Genomic DNA, 22,302 nt, shown 5'->3' with positions numbered 1-22,302 from the left:
TTCGTCCTCTCCGGGGGTCGCCCGCGCGGGGGTCAGTTGCCGACACGACGGCGCAGATCCTGGAAGGCGGTGTAGTTGGCGATGACCTCGATGCGGCCGGGCGGTGCCATCTGGACGGCCTCGTCCAGCGACTCGCAGACGCGGAAGTCCAGCCCGGCGACCTCCAGCCGGACCGCGAGGTCCAGCTTGCGGTCACCGAGCACGAAGATGGGGTGGCCGTACAGCTGGGTGTAGTCCACGTCCCACAGCCAGGAGGTGTCCGTGCCGTCGGCGCCGCGGGCGTTGACCGAGAGGATCACCGGGGTGGGCGGCGGATCGATCAGGGAGAACGTCTCCAGCCACCCGGCCGGGTTCTTCGCCAGCAGCAGCCGCAGCTCGCGGCCCATGAAGGTGATCACGTCGTAGCGGCCGGCCACCGCCTGCACCTGGTACATGCGCTCCAGGGCGACCTGCGGCGGCACCCCGAACACCGCGGCGACGGCGGCCGAGCTGGTCGCGTTCGCCTTGTTGGCGCGGCCCGGCAGCTGGAGGTGGATCGGCCACGCCGAACCGTGCGGGTCCAGCACGTAGTCCCCGTTGAGCGCCCAGCTCGGCGCGGGACGGCGGAAACCGCACTCGCCGCAGAACCAGTCGTCGCCGGGGCGCTGCATCACACCGCCGCAGGACGGGCAGGACCAGGCGTCGTCCTTCCAGGCCTGTCCCGCCGCGACCCACACCACGTTGGGGGAGGAGGAGGCGGCCCAGACGATGAGCGGGTCGTCCGCGTTGGCCACGATCACGGCCTTCGAGCCGGACAGCCCCTCACGCCACTTCTCGGCCAGCATCCGGGTCTCCGCCGCCCGGTCCAGCTGGTCGCGGGAGAGGTTGAGCAGCGCGATCACCTTCGGGGTGGTGTCGCGGGCGACACCGGCGAGGTACTTCTCGTCGACCTCGATCACGCCGTACTTCGCGTCCGAGCCGCCGGCCAGCGCGGAGGTGATCCCCGCGGGCATGTTGGCGCCGAGCGCGTTCGACACGACGGGTCCGGCGGCCCGCAGGGCCTCCGCGATCAGCCGGGTCGTGGTCGTCTTGCCGTTCGTCGCGGACACGAGGATCACGTCCAGGTGCTGCGCCAGCCGCCCGAGCAGGTCGGGGTCGAGCTTGAGCGCCACCCGGCCGCCGATCACCGATCCGCTGCCGCGCCCCGCGGCGCGCGACACCGCCGCCGCGGCCTTGCCCGCCGTCACGGCGAGCTTGGCCCGCGGCGACAACGGCTCCGTGTTGCCTGCCATCGTCCTAGATCCTCCTTGCGTCAGTCCGCGCCCCAGCCTATCGATGTCCGGCGGGCCGACCGCACCACGGCACCACGCGATACGTGGAGGTCACGTGGAACGTACGCTTCTCCCCATGCGAAATCGCCCGATCCCCGGCAGTTCCGGACTGGTTCGTGCCATGAGTCTGCTCGGCGACCCGGTGCTGCACAGCCCCTGCGAGGAGGTCACGGACTTCGGGCCCTCCCTCGCCCGGCTGGTCGAGGACATGTTCGCCACCATGTACGCGGCGCACGGTGTCGGGCTCGCCGCCAACCAGATCGGCGTCCCGCTCAGGGTGTTCGTGTACGACTGCCCGGACGACGACGAGGTCAGGCACCTGGGCCATCTCGTCAACCCGGTGTGCGTGGAGGCGGACGGGATCACCGTACGCGGTCCGGAGGGCTGCCTGTCGCTTCCCGGCCTGGAGGCGGGCACCCCGCGCTTCGACCGGACGGTGGTCGAGGGCCGGACGGTGACGGGCGAGCCGGTGCGCGTCACCGGCACCGGCTGGTTCGCCCGCTGCCTCCAGCACGAGTGCGACCACCTCGACGGCACGGTCTACCCGGACCGGCTGACCGGTCTGCGGCGGCGCCGGGTGCTGCGCGCGGCCCGGCGGGCGTCATGGGCGCGTACCGACTGATTCCCGCCACCCCGGGCGCGGGGCCGCGAGGGAGGGCGGTACGCCGGGAGGCCTCGCGCCGATCCGCCGGTGCCTCAGAAGACGGGGCCGCCCGGCAGGTCGCCGACCTCGGCCAGTCTGCCCCAGAGCAGGTCGGCCAGGCTGCGTACCAACTGCTCGCGTGAGCAGGGGCGGTCGCCGAGCCACCAGTCGCCCGCCGCGTGCATCATGCCGACGATGCCGTGGCCCCAGATCCGGGCCGTCTGTTCGCCGTCCGGGCCCAGGTCGACGCGCTCGGCGATCACCTTGCCCAGCTCCTCGCCGAGCCGGCGCAGCAGCGGGGCCGAATGGCGGCCGACGTCGAATCCCTGCTCGGGGGAGGGTGCCGCGTCGTCGGCGGGGTGCATCAGGAAGCGGTAGACCTGCGGACGGGCCTCGATGGCCGCCAGATAGGTGTCCAGCGTCGCCTCGACCCGCTCCCGCCGGTGCGCGGGCGCGTCGAGCGCGGCCCGCAGGGCGCTCAGCAGGGCGTCCGTGTGGCGCTGGGCGAGTGCCCGGTACAGGCCGCCCTTGTCGCCGAAGTGGCGGTAGAGGATCGGCTTGGTGATCCCGGCCTCGGCGGCGATCGCGTTCATCGACGCCTGCGGACCGTCCCTGAGCACCACCCGGTCCGCGGCCTCGAGCAGTTCCCGGCGGCGGTGCTCGGCCGCCGTCCGCTGCCGCTCGGCCCCTCGTGTGGTCTCCATGTGGTCTCTCCCCGCCCGCCCGGCTGTCCGCGATCTCTTGGTGCCCGGGAAACGTAACACCCTGTGTCGCGGAGCGCGGATGGCGAGCCGGGCGGTTGACAGCGGCTACTTGCTGGTAACAGACTGTTGTTACCGCAGGTAACGCATGGTGTTGTCCGGAAGTGCATGGAGGGAACATGGCCGAGTTCACGCTCGAGCTCAACGACGACCAGAAGCAGGTCCGTGACTGGCTGCACGGCTTCGCAGCGGACGTGATCCGCCCGGCCGCCTCCGAGTGGGACGAGCGTGAGGAGACGCCCTGGCCCGTCATCCAGGAGGCCGCCAAGGTAGGCATCTACTCCCTCGACTTCTACGCCCAGCAGTACTTCGACCCTACGGGCCTGGGCATCCCCGTGGCCATGGAGGAGCTGTTCTGGGGCGACGCGGGCATCGCCCTGTCCATCGTCGGTACGGGCCTGGCGGCCGTCGGCGTCCTCGCCAACGGCACCGAGGAGCAGATCGGCACCTGGATCCCGCAGATGTACGGCGACGCCGACGACGTGAAGCTCGCCGCCTTCTGCTCCTCCGAGCCGGACGCCGGTTCGGACGTCGCCTCGATGCGGACCCGCGCGGTGTACGACGAGGCCAAGGACGAATGGGTCCTCAACGGCACCAAGACCTGGGCGACCAACGGCGGCATCGCCAACGTCCACGTCGTGGTCGCCGTCGTCGACCCGGAGCTCGGCTCCAAGGGCCACGCCTCCTTCATCGTCCCGCCGGCCACCCCGGGCCTGTCCCAGGGCCAGAAGTTCAAGAAGCACGGCATACGCGCCTCGCACACCGCCGAGGTGGTCCTGGAGGACGTGCGCATCCCCGGCAGCTGCCTGCTCGGAGGCAAGGAGAAGCTGGACGAGCGCCTCGCCCGGGCCCGTGAGCGCGCCAAGTCCGGGGGCGAGCGCGTGAAGAACGCAGCGATGGCCACCTTCGAGGCCTCCCGCCCGGCCGTCGGCGCCATGGCGGTCGGCACCGCCCGCGCCGCGTACGAGGTGGCCCTGGACTACGCCAAGACCCGCAGCCAGTTCGGCCGCCCGATCATCGACAACCAGGGCATCGCCTTCCAGCTCGCCGACATGCGCACCCGGATCGACGCGGCCCGGCTCCTGGTGTGGCGTGCCTCCTGGATGGCCACCGCGGGCAAGCAGTTCACCTCGGCCGAGGGGTCGATGTCCAAGCTCTTCGCGAGCGAGACCGCGAAGTCGGTGACCGCGCAGGCCGTCCAGATCCTCGGCGGCAACGGCTTCACCCGCGAGTACCCGGTCGAGCGGATGCACCGGGACGCGGCGATCTACACGATCTTCGAGGGCACCAGCGAGATCCAGCGCCTGGTGATCGCCCGCACCCTGTCGGGCATGCCGATCCGCTGACCGGCCGAGGGGCCCAGGGGGCGGACCGCGGTCCGCCCCCTGGCGCGTCCTACCGCTGCGGCAGGTTCGCCTCGATCACGGAGACGACCTCGGGTGCCTCCGGCTCGACACCCGGGCGGATGCGGGCGACCGGCTCACCGGCCGGCGAGATCAGGAACTTCTCGAAGTTCCACTGGACGTCGCCCGCCGTGCCCTCGGCGTCCGTGAGCTTCGTCAGCTCCGCGTACAGAGGGTGCCTGCCCTCGCCGTTGACCTCGGTCTTCTCCAGCAGAGGGAAGCTCACGCCGTACGTCGTGGAGCAGAACGTCTCGATCTCCTCGGCGCTGCCCGGCTCCTGGCCCGCGAACTGGTTGCAGGGTACGCCGACCACGGTGAACCCCCGGCCCGCGTACTCCTTCTGCAGGCGCTCCAGGCCCGCGTACTGCGGGGTCAGCCCGCACTGGGACGCGACGTTCACCAGCAGCACCGCCGAACCCTCGAAGGCGCCCAGCGTGGTGGGCTCGCCGGCGAGGGTGCGCAGAGGGATGTCGTGCAGAGTCATGCGTGCTCTCCTCGGTCGTGTGACGTACCGGTCCATTGTCGCGCGGTGCCGGTGGACGGGCCGATCACCCGGTAGTAGAACGTGGTTGCTTTCAGCGCACCCGACGGGTCACCGGCGTACGCCGGGATCGAACCGCACTCCGTCCACCCCGCCGACCGGTAGAGCTCCTCGGCGAGGCTCCCCGTCTCGGTGTCCAGGACGAGCAGGCTCAGCCCGTCCGCGGCGGCCGACCGCTCGACGGCCGTCAGCAGGGCCCGGCCGACACCCAGGCCCCGGGCCGACGGACGGACCATCAGCTTGGCGACCTCGGCGCGGTGGCGGGCGTTGGGCAGGGGGGCTCTCACCAGGCCCACCGTGCCGACCACCCGCTCGTCGTCCCGGGCGATCCAGACCTGGTGGTCCCCCGACTCGACGAGGGCGGCGCGCCTGCGCCACCAGTCGGCGGCGGCCTCCCGGTCGAGCGGGGCGAGGAAACCCACCGAGGAGCCGCCTTCCACGGTCTCCACCAGCAGGGCGGCCAGTTCATCGGCGTACGTGACCAGTTCGGGTCCGGTCACGGGAACGATCTCGGTCATGCCCCGGATCCTTTCACGTCCGCACCGGCCCGCCGGGCAGGGGCGGAAGGACGCTCCAGCCGCGACACGGGGACGCAGGAGACCACCACCGCCACGAACCAGCGGCATCACGGTGACGCCCTCACGGCCCGGCAGCAGCGTGGCCGACGGCACCGAGGTCGTCGGCAGCCTCGGCATCGCCGCGCCCATGGCCGCGATGCCCGGGGCGACCCCGCCGTCACGGTCAGCCCCGGCCCGCCGCGCCTGAGAGGATCCGGGGGTGGAATCCCCCGAGCCGCTTCCCGGACTGACGCCCGACCCGCCGGCCGGCCCCGCGCGGCCCGCCGCCCGCCGCCCGGTGCGCTGCGCCCTGTGCGGGCGCCCCCTCACCGGGGCCGAGTCACGCCGTACCGGACTCGGCCCCGACTGCGACGCCAAGCTGCACCCACCGGGGCCGGACATCCGCACCCGCCGTCACGAGGTGGAGCAGGACCCGCTGCCCGGCACCTGAGAGCAGCCGGGCTACGCGCCGTCCAGACGCCGGAACAGCCCCTCCTGCACCACGGACACCAGCAACCGGCCCTTGCGGTCGTAGATCCGGCCCCGGGCCAGCCCGCGCCCGCCCGTCGCGATCGGCGACTCCTGGTCGTACAGGAACCACTCGTCGGCCCGGAACGGCTGGTGGAACCACATCGCGTGGTCCAGCGACGCCATGTCGAAGCCGCGCGGACCCCAGAGCGGCTCCACCGGGATGCGGACCGCGTCCAGCAGCGTCATGTCGCTCGCGTACGTCAGCGCGCACGTGTGCACCAGCGGGTCGTCGCCCAGCGGGCCCACCGCGCGCATCCACACCGCGCTGCGGGGCTCGGCGCCCTCGACCTCCTCCCGCGACCAGCGCAGCCGGTCGACGTAGCGGATGTCGAAGGGCTGGCGCCGGGCCATCCGCTCCAGCGCCTCCGGCAGGCCGCCCAGGTGCTCGCGCACCTCGTCCGCGACCGTCGGCAGCTCCTCCGGGCCCGGGACCTCACGGGCCGGCGGCAGCTGGTGCTCGAAACCCGCCTCCTCCGGCCTGTGGAAGGAGGCCGTCAGATTGAAGATCGTCCGGCCCTGCTGCACCGCCGTGACCCGGCGGGTCGTGAAGGACCGGCCGTCGCGCACCCGCTCCACGTCGTACACGATCGGCACCCCCGGCCGGCCGGGCCGCAGGAAGTACGCGTGCAGCGAATGGACCGGGCGCTCCCCGTCCGTCGTGCGGCCGGCCGCGACCAGCGCCTGACCCGCCACCTGCCCGCCGAAGACCCGTTGCAGGGACTCCTCGGGGCTGCGGCCACGGAAGATGTTGACCTCGATCCGCTCCAGGTCGAGCAGGTCGACCAGGCTCTCGGCGGGGTTCGTCATGCGGTTCTGCTCCACTCTCCGGGACGCGCCGTCACAGCTGCCCCACCTGCGTGACCCGGACGACCGCCCGGCCCTCCTCGTCGGAGGCCGCCAGATCGACCTCCGCACGGATCCCCCAGTCATGGTCGCCCGCCGGGTCGGCGAACGCCTGCCACACCCGCCACAGACCGTGCTCCGGGTCCTCCTCGATCTTCAGCAGCTTCGGGCCGCGCGCGTCCGGACCCGTCCCCAGGTCCTCGTGCGCGTCCCAGTAGGCGTCCATCGCCTCGCCCCACGCGTCCTCGTCCCAGCCCGAGCCCGCGTCCAGCTCACCGAGGTCACGCACCCGGTCCAGGGCGGCCAGCTCCACCCGGCGGAACATCGCGTTGCGCACCAGCACCCGGAACGCCCGGGAGTTCGCCGTGACCGGCTTGACCTCGTCGGCCCGCTCCTGCGCCTGCTCGGCCGTCTCCACCTCCGGATTGGCCAGCTGCTCCCACTCGTCCAGCAGACTGGAGTCCACCTGGCGCACCAGCTCACCCAACCAGGCGATCAGGTCCTGGAGGTCCTCGGACTTCAGGTCGTCCGGGACCGTGTGCTCCAGCGCCTTGTACGCGCTCGCCAGATAACGCAGCACGATGCCCTCGGTGCGGGCCAGCTCGTAGTTCGAGGTGAACTCCGTGAAGGTCATGGCCCGTTCGTACATGTCCCGGACCACCGACTTCGGCGACACCGGGTGGTCGCCGACCCACGGGTGGCTGGTGCGGTAGACGTCGTACGCGTGCCAGAGCAGCTCGCTCAGCGGCTTGGGGTAGGTGACCTCCTGGAGCCGCTCCATCCGCTCCTCGTACTCGACGCCGTCCGCCTTCATCTGCCCGACGGCCTCGCCCCGCGCCTTGTTCTGCTGGGCGGCGAGGATCTGGCGGGGGTCGTCGAGCGTCGACTCGACCACGGAGACCATGTCCAGGGCGTACGACGGGGACTCGGCGTCCAGCAGGTCGAACGCCGCCAGGGCGAACGTGGACAGCGGCTGGTTGAGCGCGAAGTCCTGCTGGAGGTCGACGGTCAGCCGCACGATCCGGCCCTCCGCGTCGGGCGTCTCCAGCTGCTCCACCACACCGCCGTCGAGCAGCGAGCGGTAGATGGCGATGGCCCGCCGGATGTGCCGCAGCTGCGCCCTGCGCGGCTCGTGGTTGTCCTCCAGAAGGTGGCGCATCGCCTCGAAGGCGTTGCCCGGACGCGCGATCACCGAGAGCAGCATCGTGTGGGTGACCCGGAAGCGGGAGGTCAGCGGCTCCGGCTCGGACTGGATCAGCTTGTCGAAGGTCGTCTCCGACCAGGCGACGAACCCCTCGGGGGCCTTCTTGCGGACCACCTTGCGCTTCTTCTTGGGGTCGTCGCCCGCCTTCTTGACGGCCTTCTCGTTCTCGATGACGTGCTCGGGCGCCTGAGCGACGACGAAGCCCGCCGTGTCGAACCCGGCCCGCCCGGCCCGGCCGGCGATCTGGTGGAACTCGCGGGCCCGCAGCGTGCGCACCCGGGTGCCGTCGTACTTGGTGAGCGCCGTGAACAGCACCGTGCGGATGGGGACGTTGACGCCGACGCCGAGCGTGTCCGTACCGCAGATCACCTTCAGCAGGCCCGCCTGCGCCAGCTTCTCGACGAGGCGGCGGTACTTGGGGAGCATGCCCGCGTGGTGGACCCCGATGCCGTGGCGCACGTAGCGGGAGAGGTTCTGGCCGAACTTGGTGGTGAAGCGGAAGCTCCCGATCAGATCGGCGATCTTCTCCTTCTCCTCCTTGGTGCACATGTTGATGCTCATCAGCGACTGCGCCCGCTCCACGGCCGCGGCCTGCGTGAAGTGCACGATGTAGACGGGCGACTGCCGGGTGTCCAGCAGCTCGGTCAGCGTCTCGGTGATCGGCGTCAGCCGGTACTCGTAGCTCAGCGGCACCGGCCGCGTCGCCGAGCGCACCACGGACGTCGGGCGCCCGGTGCGCCGGGTCAGGTCCTCCTCGAACATCGAGACGTCGCCGAGCGTCGCCGACATCAGCACGAACTGTGCCTGCGGAAGCTCCAGCAGCGGGATCTGCCAGGCCCAGCCGCGGTCCGGCTCGGCGTAGAAGTGGAACTCGTCCATCACGACCTGGCCGATGTCGGCGTACCTGCCGTCACGCAGCGCGATCGACGCCAGCACCTCGGCGGTGCAGCAGATGACCGGGGCGTCGGCGTTGACCGAGGCGTCGCCGGTCAGCATCCCGACGTTCTCCGTGCCGAAGAGCTTGCACAGGTCGAAGAACTTCTCCGAGACCAGCGCCTTGATCGGCGCGGTGTAGAACGTGACCTTGTCCTGGGCCAGCGCGGTGAAGTGCGCACCCGCCGCCACCAGGCTCTTTCCGGAACCGGTGGGGGTGGAGAGGATCACGTTGGCTCCGGAGACCACCTCGATCAGCGCCTCCTCCTGAGCCGGATAGAGGGTGATGCCCTGCGATTCGGTCCATGACGAGAAGGCCTCGAAGAGGGCGTCCGGGTCGGCGGTCGGGGGCAGCTGATCGATTAGGGTCACGCCCCCATCTTGCCTGCCCCACGTCCCGATCAGGGAACCGGCGGACCGGGCGAAGATCATGGACGATACGCTTCCTCCTTCAACTCGGCCGCCGCGTACAGGCGATGGCGGCCCGGCCGTGGACGCGGCCGGATCACGATGGGGGCGGGCAGAAGCGATGATGGGACCGGCACACTCGCTGTCAGGAGCGGCGGCCTGGCTGGGGGTGGGTGCCGCGGCCGCGGGCGCGGGCCACGCGATGCCCTGGCCCGTCCTGGTCGTCGGGGCGCTGATCTGCGCGGGCGCCGCGCTCGCCCCGGACCTGGACCACAAGTCCGCCACCATCTCGCGGGCCTTCGGCCCCGTGTCCAAGGGTGTCTGCGAGGTCGTCGACAAGCTCTCGTACACCGTCTACAAGGCGACCAAGGGACCCGGCGACCCGCGCAGGACCGGCGGTCACCGCACCCTGACCCACACCTGGCTGTGGGCGGTGCTGATCGGCGGCGGCTGCTCCCTCGCCGCGGTCACCCTCGGCCGGTGGGCCGTGCTGGCCATCCTCTTCGTCCACCTGGTGCTCGCCGTCGAGGGCCTGCTGTGGCGGGCGGCCCGGGTCTCCAGCGACGTCCTGGTGTGGCTGCTCGGCGCGACCAGCGCGTGGATCCTGGCCGGAGTGCTGGACGAGCCGGGCAACGGCTCCACCTGGCTGTTCTCCGAACCCGGCATGGAGTACCTGTGGCTCGGCCTGCCGATCGTGCTCGGCGCCCTCGTCCACGACATCGGTGACGCGCTCACCGTCTCCGGCTGCCCGATCCTGTGGCCCCTGCCGATAGGCCGCAAGCGCTGGTACCCGCTCGGGCCGCCGAAGGCCATGCGGTTCCGGGCGGGCAGCTGGGTCGAGATCAAGGTGCTGATGCCGGTCTTCATGGTGCTCGGCGGAATAGGCGGCATCGCGGCGCTCAACCTCGGCTGACGGCACCGAGCCGTTCCGGGGGCGGCGCCCGCGTGCGCGTAGCACCATGACTGCATGCTGCTCGCCCGGCTCGCCCACGTGTCCCTGGAGGTCGCCGCGACCTCGGCCCGGAACCGCAAGGTCGCCCTGCTGGCCGGTCTCTTCCGGGAGACCGGGCCCGACGACGTCCCGACCGTCATCCCGTACCTGGCGGGCCGCCTCCCGCAGGGCAGGCTCGGCATCGGGTGGAGCGCCCTCTCCGATCCGCCCCGACCCGCGGACACCCCCGTACTGACGGTGGCGGAGGCCCACGCCGAGCTCACGGCCGTCGGGGCGCTGTCCGGTCCCGGCTCGCAGGCGGCACGCAAGGAGCGGCTGCGGCGGCTGTTCGCCGCGGCCACCGCCGACGAACAGCACTTCCTTCGCGGACTGCTCACCGGCGAGCTGCGCCAGGGTGCCCTGGAGGCCCTCGCCGCCGACGCCCTGGCCGCCGCCACCGGGGCGCCGCCCGCCGACGTGCGCCGGGCGGTCATGCTCGCCGGGTCGCTCCAGTCCGTCGCCCGGGCCCTGCTCGCCGACGGTCCCGAGGCCCTCGCGGCCTTCCGCCTCACCGTCGGCCGTCCGGTCCTGCCGATGCTGGCCCACACCGCCGGTTCGGTCACCGAGGCCGTCGACAAGCTGGGGCCGTGCGCCGTGGAGGAGAAGCTCGACGGCATCCGCGTCCAGGTCCACCGGGACGGCGCCGGGGTGCGGATCTACACCCGCACCCTCGACGACATCACCGACCGGCTGCCGGAGCCGGCCACGGCCGTCGCCCGCTTCCCCGGCGAGCGGTTCGTCCTGGACGGCGAGGTGATCGCCCTCGGACCGGACGGGCGCCCCCGGCCCTTCCAGGAGACGGCCGCCCGGGTCGGGTCCCGGCGGGACGTCGCCACCGCCGCGGCGGCGGTCCCCGTCGTCGCGGTCTTCTTCGACGTCCTCGCGCTCGACGGACGCGAACTCATCGACCTCCCCTTCACCGAACGGCACACGGCCCTGGACACGCTGGTGCCCGAGCCCATGCGGGTACGGCGCGTCACCGTCACCGACCCGCGGGACCCGGCAGCGCGCCGGGCCGCCGAGGAGTTCTTCGAGGCCGCCCTGGGCCGCGGCCACGAGGGCGTGGTGGCCAAGGGCGCGAGCGCCCCGTACAGCGCCGGACGGCGGGGCGCGTCCTGGCTGAAGGTGAAACCCGTCCACACCCTGGACCTCGTCGTGCTCGCCGCCGAATGGGGCCACGGACGGCGCACCGGCAAGCTGTCCAACCTGCACCTGGGCGCACGCCGCCCGGACGGCACCTTCGCGATGCTGGGCAAGACCTTCAAGGGCCTCACCGACACGATGCTCGCCTGGCAGACCGAACGGCTCCTGGAACTGTCCACCGGCGACGACGGGCACGTCGTGACGGTCCGCCCGGAACTCGTCGTGGAGATCGCCTACGACGGGCTCCAGGACTCCACCCGCTACCCGGCGGGCGTCACCCTGCGGTTCGCCCGGGTCCTCGGCTACCGCGAGGACAAGCCGCCCGAGGAGGCGGACACCGTCGACACGGTCCTCTCGCGCCGGGCATGACGGCGGGCCCCGTCCCCACACGAGGGACGGGGCCCGCCGTCACACCCGGACCGCTACCCGTGCAGGACCGCCGAGGCGGTGTGCGCGCGGACCTCGTCGGGCGTCATGTAGGCGTCCGTGTACTCGAAGTCGCGCAGGGTCGCCCGCTTCCGCGCCTGGAAGCCGGTGCGGACGAAGTCGTCACCGGCGATCGCGTTCAGCATCCAGTTGGTCATGACCCGGGTCTTGGCGACATTGGTCCGCAGCGCCGACCAGTGGTAGCCGCGTGCCACGGCCTGCGCGGGCATGCCCTTCAGCTCGATGCCCAGCGGCCGGGACACGGCGTCCCGGCCACCGAGGTCCACGACCAGGCCGAGGTCCTTGTGGACGTACGGCTGGAGCGGCCGGTTGCGCAGCGAGGCGATGAGGTTGTCGGCCAACGCGCGGCCCTGGCGCATGGCGTGCTGCGCGGTCGGCGGGCAGATCGCCCCGTCGTCCTTGGTCAGGTCCGGCACCGCGGCCGCATCACCGAGCGCGAACACGCCGTCCGCGCCGGGCACCGACATCTCGGGGCTCACCGCGAGCCGGCCGCGTACCGTCTCGGCGTCCAGCGTGGCGACGAGCGGACTGGCCGCGACGCCGGCGGTCCAGATCAGGGTGCGGCAGGGAAGGACCCGGCCGTCGGTGAAGGTCACCTTGTCCGGACCCGCCTCCGCCACGGAGACGCCCAGCGAGACCTCGATGCCCCGGTCGCGCAGGATGTCGAGCGCGGCCAGGCCGAGCTTGTCGCCGAGCTCCGGCATGAGCTTGGGCGCGATGTCGATCAGATGCCACTTGATCAGCTTCGGGTCCAGCCGGGGGTAGTGCTTGAGGGCGTTGGTGGTGAGCCGCTGCAGACAGGCGGCGGTCTCCGTACCGGCGTACCCGCCGCCCACCACGACGAACTGCAGCCGGGACGCCCGCTCCGCCTCGTCCTGGCTGGCATCGGCCAGATCGAGCTGGGAGATGACGTGGTCCCGGATGTAGGCGGCCTCGGCCAGCGTCTTCATGCCCCGGGCGTTCTCCACCAGCCCCGGGATGTCGAACGTCCTGGTCACGCTGCCGGCGGCCAGCACGAGATAGTCGTACGGCTCGTTCACGATCTCGTCGGTGATCTTCCGTACGACGCAGACCTTCGCCTTGGGGTCCACCCCGATCGCCCCGCCGGGCACGATGCGGGTGCGGTGGCGCCGGCTGCGCCGCAGCGAGACGGCGACCGACTGGGGAGTGAGCACCCCGGAGGCGACCTGCGGAAGCAACGGCAGGTAGAGCTGGTAGGAGAACGGGGTGACCAGCGCGATGTCCGCCTCACCCGGAGCGAGGCTGCGTTCCAGCCGGCGTACGCACTCGATCCCGGCAAAGCCGGCGCCGACAACGAGAATCCTGGGTCGTGCCACGGTGTGCGTCCCTTCTCGGGTTTACGCGGTCATCGCTCGCCTGCCCCGGATCCGGGGCCAGTCACTCCTCATCCTCACCGCAGGTGACGGACTTCGCCTCTTGTGCGGGCCGCGGCGGCGTGCTTCCGCCCCCGGGGAGCGGCCAGTCCCGGGGGCGGGAGGGAGGCCGGCTCAGCAGGAGGAGGACGGCCCCTCTCCGTGCCAGGAACGCCACAGCGCGGCGTAGGCGCCGTCCGCCGCCACCAGCTCGTCGTGGGTGCCGAGCTCGGTGAGCCGGCCGTCCTCCATCACGGCCACCCGGTCGGCGTCGTGCGCCGTCTGCAGTCGGTGCGCGACGGCGATGACGGTCCGGCCTTCGAGGACGGCGGCCAGTGCCCGTTCCGTGTGCCGTGCGGTCCTGGGGTCCAGGAGCGCGGTCGCCTCGTCGAGTATCAGTGTGTGCGGGTCGGCCAGCACCACCCGCGCCAGGGCGAGCTGCTGCGCCTGGGCGCCGTCCGGCCGGTACCCTCCGGGGCCCAGGTCGGTGTCCAGGCCGTCCGGCAGTTCGTCGGCCCACCCGGCTCCGACGGTGGCGAGTGCCGCGCGCAGTTCGTCGTCGGTGGCGTGGGCGGAGGCGACCCGGAGGTTGTCCCCGACCGTGCCGAGGAACACGTGGTGCTCCTGGGTGACGAGGACGACGTGCCGGCGCAGCCGCTCGGGGTCGAGGCCGGCGACCGGGACCCGTCCCACGGTCACCGAGCCGGTGCGCGGCCGGTCCATGCCCGCCAGCAGCCGGCCCAGCGTGGTCTTGCCCGCACCGGAGGGGCCGACGATCACCAGCCGCTCGCCGGGCCGGACCGTCAGGTCGACCCCGTGCAGGACGTCGCCGCCGCCCTCGTAGGCGTAGCGCACCGCGGACACCTCGATCCGGTCGTCGGCCGGTACGGGGGAGGAGGCCGGCGGCGCCTGCGCCGCCAGGCCGAGGCCCTCGACCCTGGCGAACGAGGCGCTGCTGCTCTGCACCTGTTCCATCTGCTGCAGGACGGTGTCCAGGGGCTGGGACAGCTGCCGCAGGTACAGGGCCGAGGCGACCACCGCGCCCAGGCTCATGGAACCGTGGTCGTGCAGCACCGCGCCGAGCAGCAGGACACCCGCCACGGGAACGACGTAGGAGACGTCCACGGCCGGGAAGAGGACACTGCGCAGGAACAGCGTCCGGACCCGTGTGCTCCGGCACTCCGCGATCGTCTTCTCGCTCGCCGCGACACGGCGCCGCTGGAGCCCGAGGGCCTCGACGGTGCGGGCACCGGCGGCGGTGGCCGCCAGCTGCTCCGCGAGAGCCGAGTTGGCGGCTCCCTCGGCCAGGTACGCGTCGAGCGCCCGGCGCAGATACCAGCGGGCGGCGAACCAGATGCCGCACAGGCCCAGCACCCCGCACGCGCCGAGCAGCGGGTCGAGCGCGAAGACCGCGCCGAGGATGAAGAGCGCCTGGGCCGCGGCGATGAGGATCTCGGGTCCGGCGTCCCGGAGGGTGGCGCCGACCGCGGCGACATCGGTGGTGCCGCGGGTGAGCAGGTCGCCCGTGCCGGCGCGCTCGACCACCGTGGCGGGCAGGGCGAGTGCCCGGTCGGCGAACTGCTCGCGGATACGCGCCAGGGTCCGTTCGCCGAAGCGGTGCCCGAGGTGACCGGCGTAACGGACCAGAAGGAGCTGCACCAGGGCGAAGACGAGGATGGCGAGTGCGAGGCGGTCCACCGCGGCGACCGAAGCCCCCGCCCTGACCTCGTCGATGATGCGGCCGAGCAGCCAGGGGCCGACGAGCCCGGCACCGGCGGCCGACGCGTTGAGGCCGATCACGGCCGCGAAGGCACGGCCGTCCTGCCGGACCAGCCGGAGCGCCGCCCGGCGGACGGCCGAGGGCCCGGCGACGGGAAGGGAACCGGCGGTCATCGCACGGCCTCCCGGAGCGGCGGGACGGGGCCTTCACCGACCCCGTCACCGCCCTCGTCGTCATCCGCGCCGCGTGACACGAGGAGGCGGTAACCGCGCTCCGTCTCCAGGAGTTCACGGTGGTCGCCCACGGCCGCGACGGACCCGTCGACCAGGTAGTACACGGTGTCCGCCCGGTCCAGCAGGAGCGGTGACGTACTGGTGACGACCGTGGTGCGGCCGGACCGCGCGGCGCGCAGCCGGGTCGCGACAGCAGCCTCGGTGTGCGCGTCGACCGCCGAGGTCGGCTCGACCGCCAGGAGCACCTCCGGGTCGGCCAGCAGGGCCCGGGCCAGGCGGACGCGCTGCCGCTGGCCACCGGAGAGGTTGCGGCCCTGCGCCTCGACGAGCGAGTCGAGGCCGTCCGGCAGCCCGCGGACGATGTCCTGGGCCACGGCCGCGCGGACAGCGCTGCCGATGGCCTCCTCGTCCCGGTCCGAAGCGCCGCCGACCACCTCGCGGAACGGACCGGCGAACAGGTCGGCCTCGTTGTCCGCGACGAGGATCCGACGGCGGACCTGGGTCAGATCGATGTCGTCCAGGCGTGTCCCGCCCCAGGTGACGGCCGACGGGGCGAACCGGCCGAGGCGGTCGACCACCGCCGCGGACTCCGAGGGGCTGGCGCTGACCAACGCGGTCAGCCTCCCGGGCTCGGCCTCGACGCCGGATTCCGGGTCGCGCAGCGTGGACGGCGCCCCGGGACCGGCCGAGGCCGCCTTCCCGCCGACGGGATCGGGCTCCAGGGACAGGAACCGTACGACCCGGCGGGCTGCCACGAGTCCGCGGCTGAGGTCGTAGCCGCCCTCGATGAAGAACGAGACCGGAACCACCAGCACCGCGGCATAGCCGTAGACCGCGACCAACTCGCCGACGCTGATCGTCCCCTGAGCGGCCATCCGGGCCGCGAGCCAGGTCACGGCCCCGAGGAACAAGGTGGGAAGACCGACACCGAGGGCGTGGATCCAGCTGGTCACCGTGCCGACGCGGTACCCCTCCGCCCGGAGTTCCCGGGAGCCGCGCCGGTAGCGCTCGGCGTACACGTCCTTGCCGCCGATGCCGTTGAGGACGCGCAGGCCCTTGACCATGTCCTCGAAACGGGCGGCGAGCCCGCCCTGCCGCTCCCGGTACGTCGCCTCGACGCCCTGCAGCCGCCCCAGCAACGGGCCGACCGCCAGGGCGAGCAGCGGCACCCCGAGCAGCACCACCACGGCGAGCAGCGGCGACACGGTCAACAGCAGGACGGCCACGACGACATAGGCGAGGACCGCTCCGACACCGGGGCCGGTGATCGTGAGCGTGTTGGCGATGACGGCGACGTCGCCGAACCCGATCGTGACGACCTCCCCGGCAGTGACCCGGCCCGGAAGCGCCCCGCCGAGGCGGGTCGCCTGTGCGACCACGACCCGCACGGACCGGAAGACGGCGTCCAACCGCACCCTGGTCATCGTGCGGTGGCGCATGATGGCCAGCCACGCGTTCAGCACCCCCACACCCAGCAACGCCGCCACCCAGCCGGCCAGGGCGGACCACCGGCCGGACTCCAGCCCGTCGTCGATGGCGCGTGAGAGCAGGTACGGCGGCACCGTCAGACAGACCATCCAGGCACTGCCCAGCAGCGCACCGGCGGCGATCCGGCGGCGCTGACGGGTGATCAGCCAGAGCAGGTATCGCGCGGCGCTACGACAGTCCGGGGTCCCCGGATCTTTGTACGAATCCGTCATGGCCGCACCCTAAGGGCTGTCCACGGCAGATATGCCGGGACAGCCCTCGGTGGGCTCACCCGTGCCAGGAGCGCCACAGGGCCGCGTACGCGCCGTCCGCCGCGACCAGCTCGTCGTGACTGCCCAGTTCGGCGATCCGGCCGTTCTCCACGACCGCGATCACGTCCGCGTCGTGAGCCGTGTGCAGCCGGTGGGCGATCGCGATCACCGTACGGCCGTCCAGCACCTGGGCCAGGGAACGCTCCAGGTGCCGGGCCGCCCGCGGGTCGAGCAGTGAGGTCGCCTCGTCCAGCACCAGCGTGTGCGGGTCCGCCAGCACCAGCCGGGCCAGGGCGATCTGCTGCGCCTGCGCCGGGGTCAGCGACACGCTTCCCGAGCCGACCTCGGTGTCCAGGCCGTCGTCCAGCGCCTTGGCCCAGCCGTCCGCGTCGACCGCCGCGAGCGAGGCCCACAGCTGCGCGTCCTCGGCGTCCGTACGGGCCAGGAGCAGGTTGTCCCGGAGCGTCCCCACGAACACGTGGTGCTCCTGGTTGACCAGGGCCACATGGCTCCGCACCCGCTCGGCCGTCATCCGGGACAGCTCGGCCCCGCCGAGGGTGACCTCGCCGCTCCGGGGAGCGTAGATCCCGGCCAGCAGACGGCCCAGAGTGGACTTGCCCGCCCCCGACGGCCCGACCAGCGCCACCCGCGTGCCCGGGGCGACAGCCAGCGACACGTCGTGCAGGACGTCCACACCGGCGCGGTAGCCGAAGCGCACCTCCTCCGCCCGGACCTCCCGGCCGTCCGGCCCGACCCGGTCGTCCCCGGCGTCGGGCTCGATCTCCCGCACGCCGACGAGCCGGGCCAGCGACACCTGGGCGACCTGCAACTCGTCGTACCAGCGCAGGATCAGGCCGATCGGATCCACCATCATCTGCGCCAGCAGCGCCCCCGTCGTCAGCTGCCCGACGGTGAGCCACCCCTCGATCACGAACCAGCCGCCGAGCAGCAGCACCGCGCCCAGGATCGTCACATAGGTGGCGTTGATGACGGGGAAGAGCACCGAGCGCAGGAAGAGCGTGTACCGCTCCCACGCGGTCCACTGAGTGATCCGGCGGTCCGACAGGGCGACCCGGCGGGCCCCCAGACGGTGGGACTCCACGGTCCGCCCGGCGTCCACCGTCTCGGCCAGCACCGCGGCCACCGCCGCGTATCCGGCGGCCTCCGAACGGTACGCGGACGGCGCCCGCCGGAAGTACCACCGGCAGCCGACGAGCAGCACCGGCAGGGCGATCAGCACCGCGAGGGCCAGCGGCGGGGCGGTGACGGTGAGCGCGCCGATCAGCAGCCCCACCCACACCACACCGATCGCCAGCTGCGGCACGGCCTCCCGCATCGCGTTGGCCAGCCGGTCGATGTCCGTGGTGATCCTGGACAGCAGATCACCGGTGCCCGCCCGCTCCAGTACACCCGGGGGCAGTCCGACCGAGCGGACGAGGAAGTCCTCGCGCAGATCGGCGAGCATCTCCTCGCCGAGCATCGCGCCGCGCAGCCGCATGGTCCGGGTGAAGACGGTCTGCACGACCAGGGCCACCGCGAACACCGCCACGGTGCGCTCCAGATGGAGGTCCCCGACGCCGTTCGACAGGTCCTCGACCAGGCCGCCCAGCAGATAGGGACCGGTGATCGAGGCGATCACCGCGACCGCGTTGGCCGCGATCAGCACGGCGAACGGCCTGCGGTGACGCCGAAGCAGGGAACGGACGTACGTGCGTACGGTCGTGGGCGTGCCGACCGGCAGAGTCGTCGCCGACTCCGGTGCGGCCGGGTCGTACGCCGGTGGTGCGAGGCCGGTCATGCCCTCTCCTCGATGTCCTCGATGGCTGCGGCCGTCCGCGACGCGTCGATCGAGGCGAGCCGGTCCTGTGCGTCCTGGGCGGCCGGGGCCGCGGTGCCGTCGTCGCTCTCCCGGGTGACGACGGCACGGTAGTACGGCTCGTCCCGCAGCAGGTCACGGTGGGTACCGGCTGCCACGACCCGGCCGCCGCGCACCAGCGCCACCCGGTCGGCGAGGTCCAGCAGCAAGGGGGACGAGGAGAACGCCACCGTCGTGCGGCCCCGCCGCAGTCGCTTCACACCGGCGGCGACCCGGGCCTCCGTGTGCGAGTCGACGGCGGACGTCGGCTCGTCCAGCACCAGTGCCTCGGGATCGGTGACCAGGGAGCGCGCCAGCGCGAGCCGCTGCCGCTGACCGCCGGAGAGGGAGCGGCCCCGCTCGGTGATCCGGGTGTTCATGGGATCGCCGTCCGCGTCGACGGACGCCTGGGCCAGCGCGTCCAGCACGTCGGCACACTGCGCGGCTGCCAGGGCGTCCTCAGCGGCCACCGTGCCCGCCGACGGTACGTCCAGCAGTTCGCGCAGCGTCCCGGAGAGCAGCACCGGGTCCTTGTCCTGCACGAGCACCGCGGTCCGGGCCGAGTCGAGCGGCAGCTCGTCCAGGGCCACGCCACCCAGCAGGACCGAGGGGAGCGGCCGTGGACCGGCACGGTCCTGCCCGGTGCCGTCCGCTCCGGCCGTGTCCGCCTCGCCGCCCCCTTCGCCGCCGTCCGCCCGTGTGCTGTCCGGCTCGGCGTGGCCGCCGAGCCGGTCGGCCAGTCGGCCCGCCTCGTCGGGGTCGCCGCAGACCACGGCGGTGAACAGGCCCCGAGGCGCCAGCAGTCCGGTCACCGGGTCGTAGAGGTCACCTTCCGGGACCATGGCACCGAGCGTCGACGGCTGGGTGCTGCGCTTCAGGGCCAGCACCCGGACGGCCCGCTGCGCGGAGGGCCGGGAGAAGGAGTACGCCATGGCGATCTCCTCGAAGTGCCGCAGCGGGAAGAGCATCAGTGTCGCGGCACTGTAGACGGTGACCAGCTGCCCGACCTCGATCCGGCCGTCCTGGACCAGTGCGGCCCCGTACCGGACCAGTGCGATCAGCAGCAGCCCGGGCAGGAGCACCTGGACCGCCGAGATCAGGGCCCACATGCGCGCGCTGCGCACCGCCGCCTCGCGCACCTCCTGGGAGGCGCGCCGGTAGCGGCCGAGGAACAACTCCTCGCCGCCGATCCCTCGCAGCACCCGGAGCCCCGCCACCGTGTCGGAGGCCAGCTCGGTGGCGTGACCCGCCTTCTCACGCTGGACGTCCGCCCGCCGGGTGGCCCGGGGGAGGAGCGGCAGGACCGCGAGGGCGAGGGCGGGCACCGCGAGCGCGACCAGCAGGCCCAGGGAGGGGAGGTAGAGGACGAGCCCCACGCAGATCAGGACGAGGGCGACCGCGGCGGCGGCGAATCGTGACAGTGCCTCGACGAACCAGCCGATCTTCTCGACGTCCCCGGTGGAGACGGCGACGACCTCACCCGCCGCGACCCGCCGGGTCAGCGCCGACCCCAGCTCGGCCGTCTTGCGCGCCAGCAGCTGCTGCACCCGGGCCGCCGCGGTGATCCAGTTGGTGACCGCCGTCCGGTGGAGCATGGTGTCACCCACCGCGATCAGGACGCCCAGCGCGGCGATGAGCACCCCGGCGATCGCGAGAGAGCGGCCGGAGCGTTCGACGACGGCCTGGACCGCGAGTCCCACGCCGAGCGGCAGCCCGGCGATCGCGCACTGGTGCATCAGCCCCCAGAAGAGGGACTTGAGCTGGCCGGTGAGCTGACCGCGGCCCAGCCACAGGAGGAAACGTGGACCCGACCTGACGTCGGGATCGCCGGGATCCGAGTACGGAAGATCGCGAATCTGCATGACGTCCCAAGGATCGGAAGGAGCGGAGACCCGTAGGGATCTCGTGGAACAGGGGGAGCAAACCGTGCAAGGTTCGCTTCCCGCCCCTCTGCGAGGCAAGCGATTTATTTCGCCGTGACAGCCTCTGCCGGTCCCGGGACAGGCCCCGCCGCCGCAGGGGCGGCGGGGCGTCGAACGCACCTACTCCACGGGCTCGGTGGAGTCCATGCCGGAACGGGCCTTCCTCCACTCACCCCGGGTGAAGTCGGGTATCTGCTGCGGTGCGCCCTTGGCCTTGATGGAGAGGTGGCTCAGCGGTACGGGCGCGGTCCAGGTGGCGGCGTCGTACACGTCGAAGTCGGGGGCGAGGCCCAGACGCATGCACTGCATCAGCCGGAACACCATCATGTAGTCCATGCCCCCGTGACCGCCGGGCGGGTTGGCGTGGTTCTTCCACAGCCAGTGGTCCCAGTCGGCGTACGCGGAGAAGTCCGCCCACTCGTCGTTCGTGTGGTCGGGTTCGAGGTAGATCCGCTCGGGATAGTCCTCGAACACCCCCTTCGTACCGCCGAGGCTGTTGATCCGTGAGTAGGGGTGGGGCGTCGACACGTCGTGCTCCAGGCGGATCACCCGGCCCTTGGCGGTCTGGACGAGACTGATCGTGCGGTCGCTCTCGATGTACGTCTCCTTCCAGCTCGGGTCACCGGCCGGCATGTGCTCCTTGCGGTAGGCGGCCAGGCCGAGCGAGGGGGAGCCGACACTCGTGATGCTGACCGCGCGGTCGCCGCGGTTGACGTCCATGTAGTTGGCGACCGGGCCGAAGCCGTGGTTGGGGTACAGGTCCCCCCGCAGCCGGGTGTGCCACAGCCGCCGCCAGGGGCCCTCGTAGTAGCCGGGGTCGAACATCAGGCCGCGCAGATCGTGGTTGTACGCGCCCGCCCCGTGCAGCAGGTCGCCGAAGAGACCGGCGTGCGCCATGCGCAGTACACGCATCTCGTTGCGGCCGTAACAACAGTTCTCCAGCTGCATGCAGTGGCGGCGGGTCCGCTCCGAGAGGTCGACCAGCTCCCAGAGCTGGTCCAGTCGCAGGGCGACGGGGCACTCGACCCCGACGTGCTTGCCGTTGAGCAGGGCGGTCCTGGCCATCTCGAAGTGGAAGTCCCACGGAGTCGCCACGTAGACGAAGTCGATGTCCCCGCGCCTGCACAGGTTCGCGTAGTCGTCCTCCCCGTGCGCGTACACCGCGGGGGCCGGCTGACCCGCGGCCGTCACCTTGGCGGCGGCACGCTCGGCCTTGTCCTTCACGGGGTCGCACACGGCGACGACCCGCACCCCCTCGACGGCGAGGAAGAGATCGATCATGCTGCCGCCGCGGTTGCCCAGGCCGACGATGCCCACCCGTACGGTCGAACGCCGGTCGAAGCGGACCCCGGCCATGGTGGCGCCCCTGCGGGCCGGTACGGACAGGGGGTCGGCGTCCGCCGTGTGCTCCGCGGCCGACGCCGAGCCGGTGCCGAGCGCTCCGAGCCCGAGCCCGGCGCTCGCGGCCCCGACCACACCGGCGGTGGTGCGAAGCACGGAACGACGGCTCGGCGAGCCGTCGTTCGTGGTCTGCGGGTCCTGGCCCCGAGGGTCCAGGCCCCCAGGTACGTCGTCATTCATCGAGCCTCCACAAAAGGGGATCTGACGGTGCGCGTACGGAGGCACCGGCCCGCGTGGACAGATGGCTGCGGCGGGTCGGAACCTCGGTAAGGACCCTGGACGGTGGGGCTGTTGCGACGCAAGGAAAGCGATTGGACTCCCGCGTCCAAACCATGGACTTTTCG

At 72.4% G+C, this 22,302-nt stretch carries 18 protein-coding genes; 6 read left to right on the top strand and 12 right to left on the bottom strand.

Going from position 1 to position 22,302, the window contains the following annotated elements:
* Positions 1-32 precede the first annotated feature (32 nt).
* Positions 33-1,271 carry a MurT ligase domain-containing protein gene (locus SACTE_RS02995; RefSeq protein ID WP_014044549.1) on the bottom strand — a complete coding sequence of 413 codons (1,239 nt, stop codon included), beginning with the start codon at positions 1,269-1,271 and terminating at the stop codon, positions 33-35.
* 115 nt (positions 1,272-1,386) lie between these two features.
* Here SACTE_RS02995 and def point away from each other — a divergent pair, with 115 nt between their 5' ends.
* Positions 1,387-1,932 carry a peptide deformylase gene (def, locus tag SACTE_RS02990; RefSeq protein WP_026359042.1) on the top strand — a complete coding sequence of 182 codons (546 nt, stop codon included), beginning with the start codon at positions 1,387-1,389 and terminating at the stop codon, positions 1,930-1,932.
* A gap of 74 nt (positions 1,933-2,006) precedes the next feature.
* Here def and SACTE_RS02985 read toward each other — a convergent pair whose 3' ends face one another.
* Complete coding sequence (locus SACTE_RS02985; protein ID WP_014044547.1) at positions 2,007-2,657, bottom strand: TetR family transcriptional regulator; 651 nt, start codon at positions 2,655-2,657, stop codon at positions 2,007-2,009.
* Positions 2,658-2,833: 176 nt separating this feature from the next.
* Between SACTE_RS02985 and SACTE_RS02980 the strand changes: the two genes are divergently transcribed.
* Positions 2,834-4,060 carry an acyl-CoA dehydrogenase family protein gene (locus tag SACTE_RS02980; protein ID WP_014044546.1) on the top strand — a complete coding sequence of 409 codons (1,227 nt, stop codon included), beginning with the start codon at positions 2,834-2,836 and terminating at the stop codon, positions 4,058-4,060.
* Between the two features lie 49 nt (positions 4,061-4,109).
* On the opposite strand, the gene SACTE_RS02975 is transcribed toward SACTE_RS02980, so the two are convergent.
* Together SACTE_RS02975 and SACTE_RS02970 are read right to left on the bottom strand one after the other, a co-directional pair.
* Positions 4,110-4,601: a glutathione peroxidase gene (locus SACTE_RS02975; protein ID WP_014044545.1), complete on the bottom strand. Its 492-nt coding sequence runs from the start codon at positions 4,599-4,601 to the stop codon at positions 4,110-4,112.
* On the bottom strand, positions 4,598-5,176 hold the full coding sequence (locus SACTE_RS02970; RefSeq protein WP_014044544.1) for a GNAT family N-acetyltransferase: 579 nt from the start codon (positions 5,174-5,176) through the stop codon (positions 4,598-4,600). Before SACTE_RS02970 ends, SACTE_RS02975 begins: the two co-directional genes overlap by 4 nt.
* A 112-nt stretch (positions 5,177-5,288) precedes the next feature.
* Here SACTE_RS02970 and SACTE_RS35365 point away from each other — a divergent pair, with 112 nt between their 5' ends.
* Both SACTE_RS35365 and SACTE_RS02965 read left to right on the top strand, forming a co-directional pair.
* The gene (locus SACTE_RS35365; protein WP_019992851.1) at positions 5,289-5,423 is read left to right on the top strand and encodes a hypothetical protein; all 135 of its coding nucleotides are present in this window, start codon (positions 5,289-5,291) and stop codon (positions 5,421-5,423) included.
* A 39-nt stretch (positions 5,424-5,462) separates the two neighbouring features.
* Positions 5,463-5,666, top strand: coding sequence for a DUF6011 domain-containing protein (locus SACTE_RS02965; RefSeq protein ID WP_086021281.1), 204 nt, complete (start codon positions 5,463-5,465; stop codon positions 5,664-5,666).
* Between the two features lie 11 nt (positions 5,667-5,677).
* Here the strand turns inward: SACTE_RS02965 and SACTE_RS02960 are convergent, their stop codons facing one another.
* Both SACTE_RS02960 and SACTE_RS02955 read right to left on the bottom strand, forming a co-directional pair.
* Positions 5,678-6,553 (bottom strand): acyl-CoA thioesterase II, encoded by an 876-nt coding sequence (locus tag SACTE_RS02960; RefSeq protein ID WP_014044542.1) that lies wholly within the window; start codon positions 6,551-6,553, stop codon positions 5,678-5,680.
* Between the two features lie 31 nt (positions 6,554-6,584).
* Positions 6,585-9,158 (bottom strand): DEAD/DEAH box helicase, encoded by a 2,574-nt coding sequence (locus SACTE_RS02955; RefSeq protein ID WP_014044541.1) that lies wholly within the window; start codon positions 9,156-9,158, stop codon positions 6,585-6,587.
* Positions 9,159-9,255: 97 nt separating this feature from the next.
* On the opposite strand from SACTE_RS02955, the gene SACTE_RS02950 reads away from it, so the two are divergent.
* Together SACTE_RS02950 and SACTE_RS02945 are read left to right on the top strand one after the other, a co-directional pair.
* Complete coding sequence (locus SACTE_RS02950) at positions 9,256-10,047, top strand: metal-dependent hydrolase (protein WP_014044540.1); 792 nt, start codon at positions 9,256-9,258, stop codon at positions 10,045-10,047.
* 54 nt (positions 10,048-10,101) lie between these two features.
* On the top strand, positions 10,102-11,637 hold the full coding sequence (locus tag SACTE_RS02945; RefSeq protein ID WP_014044539.1) for an ATP-dependent DNA ligase: 1,536 nt from the start codon (positions 10,102-10,104) through the stop codon (positions 11,635-11,637).
* Positions 11,638-11,690: 53 nt separating this feature from the next.
* On the opposite strand, the gene SACTE_RS02940 is transcribed toward SACTE_RS02945, so the two are convergent.
* From SACTE_RS02940 to SACTE_RS02915, 6 genes are all read right to left on the bottom strand, one after another.
* Positions 11,691-13,052: an NAD(P)/FAD-dependent oxidoreductase gene (locus SACTE_RS02940; protein ID WP_014044538.1), complete on the bottom strand. Its 1,362-nt coding sequence runs from the start codon at positions 13,050-13,052 to the stop codon at positions 11,691-11,693.
* Between the two features lie 171 nt (positions 13,053-13,223).
* Entirely contained in the window at positions 13,224-14,981 is a 1,758-nt protein-coding gene (locus SACTE_RS02935; RefSeq protein WP_014044537.1) for an ABC transporter ATP-binding protein, read from the bottom strand.
* On the bottom strand, positions 14,978-16,741 hold the full coding sequence (locus SACTE_RS02930; RefSeq protein ID WP_014044536.1) for an ABC transporter ATP-binding protein: 1,764 nt from the start codon (positions 16,739-16,741) through the stop codon (positions 14,978-14,980). The genes SACTE_RS02935 and SACTE_RS02930 overlap by 4 nt, the downstream gene beginning before the upstream one ends.
* Before the next feature lie 55 nt (positions 16,742-16,796).
* Complete coding sequence (locus SACTE_RS02925) at positions 16,797-18,578, bottom strand: ABC transporter ATP-binding protein (protein WP_014044535.1); 1,782 nt, start codon at positions 18,576-18,578, stop codon at positions 16,797-16,799.
* Entirely contained in the window at positions 18,575-20,497 is a 1,923-nt protein-coding gene (locus SACTE_RS02920) for an ABC transporter ATP-binding protein (RefSeq protein ID WP_014044534.1), read from the bottom strand. Before SACTE_RS02920 ends, SACTE_RS02925 begins: the two co-directional genes overlap by 4 nt.
* Positions 20,498-20,677: 180 nt before the next feature.
* Positions 20,678-22,138 carry a Gfo/Idh/MocA family oxidoreductase gene (locus tag SACTE_RS02915; RefSeq protein ID WP_014044533.1) on the bottom strand — a complete coding sequence of 487 codons (1,461 nt, stop codon included), beginning with the start codon at positions 22,136-22,138 and terminating at the stop codon, positions 20,678-20,680.
* Between the last annotated feature and the right edge of the window lie 164 nt (positions 22,139-22,302).

Origin of the sequence: Streptomyces sp. SirexAA-E, assembly GCF_000177195.2 — a bacterium.
Taxonomy (GTDB): Bacteria; Actinomycetota; Actinomycetes; order Streptomycetales; family Streptomycetaceae; genus Streptomyces; species Streptomyces flavovirens.
This window is presented reverse-complemented; position numbering and strand designations above follow the sequence as displayed.

What these genes read in the sequence shown, in the direction of transcription:
- SACTE_RS02945 (WP_014044539.1), top strand. Translation starts at nt 10,102, where the DNA reads ATGCTGCTCGCCCGGCTCGCCCACGTGTCCCTGGAGGTCGCCGCGACC.
- SACTE_RS02960 (WP_014044542.1), bottom strand. Translation starts at nt 6,553, where the DNA reads ATGACGAACCCCGCCGAGAGCCTGGTCGACCTGCTCGACCTGGAGCGG.
- SACTE_RS02915 (WP_014044533.1), bottom strand. Translation starts at nt 22,138, where the DNA reads ATGAATGACGACGTACCTGGGGGCCTGGACCCTCGGGGCCAGGACCCG.
- SACTE_RS02920 (WP_014044534.1), bottom strand. Translation starts at nt 20,497, where the DNA reads ATGCAGATTCGCGATCTTCCGTACTCGGATCCCGGCGATCCCGACGTC.
- SACTE_RS02955 (WP_014044541.1), bottom strand. Translation starts at nt 9,158, where the DNA reads ATGATCTTCGCCCGGTCCGCCGGTTCCCTGATCGGGACGTGGGGCAGG.
- SACTE_RS02980 (WP_014044546.1), top strand. Translation starts at nt 2,834, where the DNA reads ATGGCCGAGTTCACGCTCGAGCTCAACGACGACCAGAAGCAGGTCCGT.
- SACTE_RS02995 (WP_014044549.1), bottom strand. Translation starts at nt 1,271, where the DNA reads ATGGCAGGCAACACGGAGCCGTTGTCGCCGCGGGCCAAGCTCGCCGTG.
- SACTE_RS02950 (WP_014044540.1), top strand. Translation starts at nt 9,256, where the DNA reads ATGATGGGACCGGCACACTCGCTGTCAGGAGCGGCGGCCTGGCTGGGG.
- SACTE_RS02985 (WP_014044547.1), bottom strand. Translation starts at nt 2,657, where the DNA reads ATGGAGACCACACGAGGGGCCGAGCGGCAGCGGACGGCGGCCGAGCAC.
- def (WP_026359042.1), top strand. Translation starts at nt 1,387, where the DNA reads ATGCGAAATCGCCCGATCCCCGGCAGTTCCGGACTGGTTCGTGCCATG.
- SACTE_RS02935 (WP_014044537.1), bottom strand. Translation starts at nt 14,981, where the DNA reads ATGACCGCCGGTTCCCTTCCCGTCGCCGGGCCCTCGGCCGTCCGCCGG.
- SACTE_RS02975 (WP_014044545.1), bottom strand. Translation starts at nt 4,601, where the DNA reads ATGACTCTGCACGACATCCCTCTGCGCACCCTCGCCGGCGAGCCCACC.
- SACTE_RS02930 (WP_014044536.1), bottom strand. Translation starts at nt 16,741, where the DNA reads ATGACGGATTCGTACAAAGATCCGGGGACCCCGGACTGTCGTAGCGCC.
- SACTE_RS02970 (WP_014044544.1), bottom strand. Translation starts at nt 5,176, where the DNA reads ATGACCGAGATCGTTCCCGTGACCGGACCCGAACTGGTCACGTACGCC.
- SACTE_RS02925 (WP_014044535.1), bottom strand. Translation starts at nt 18,578, where the DNA reads ATGACCGGCCTCGCACCACCGGCGTACGACCCGGCCGCACCGGAGTCG.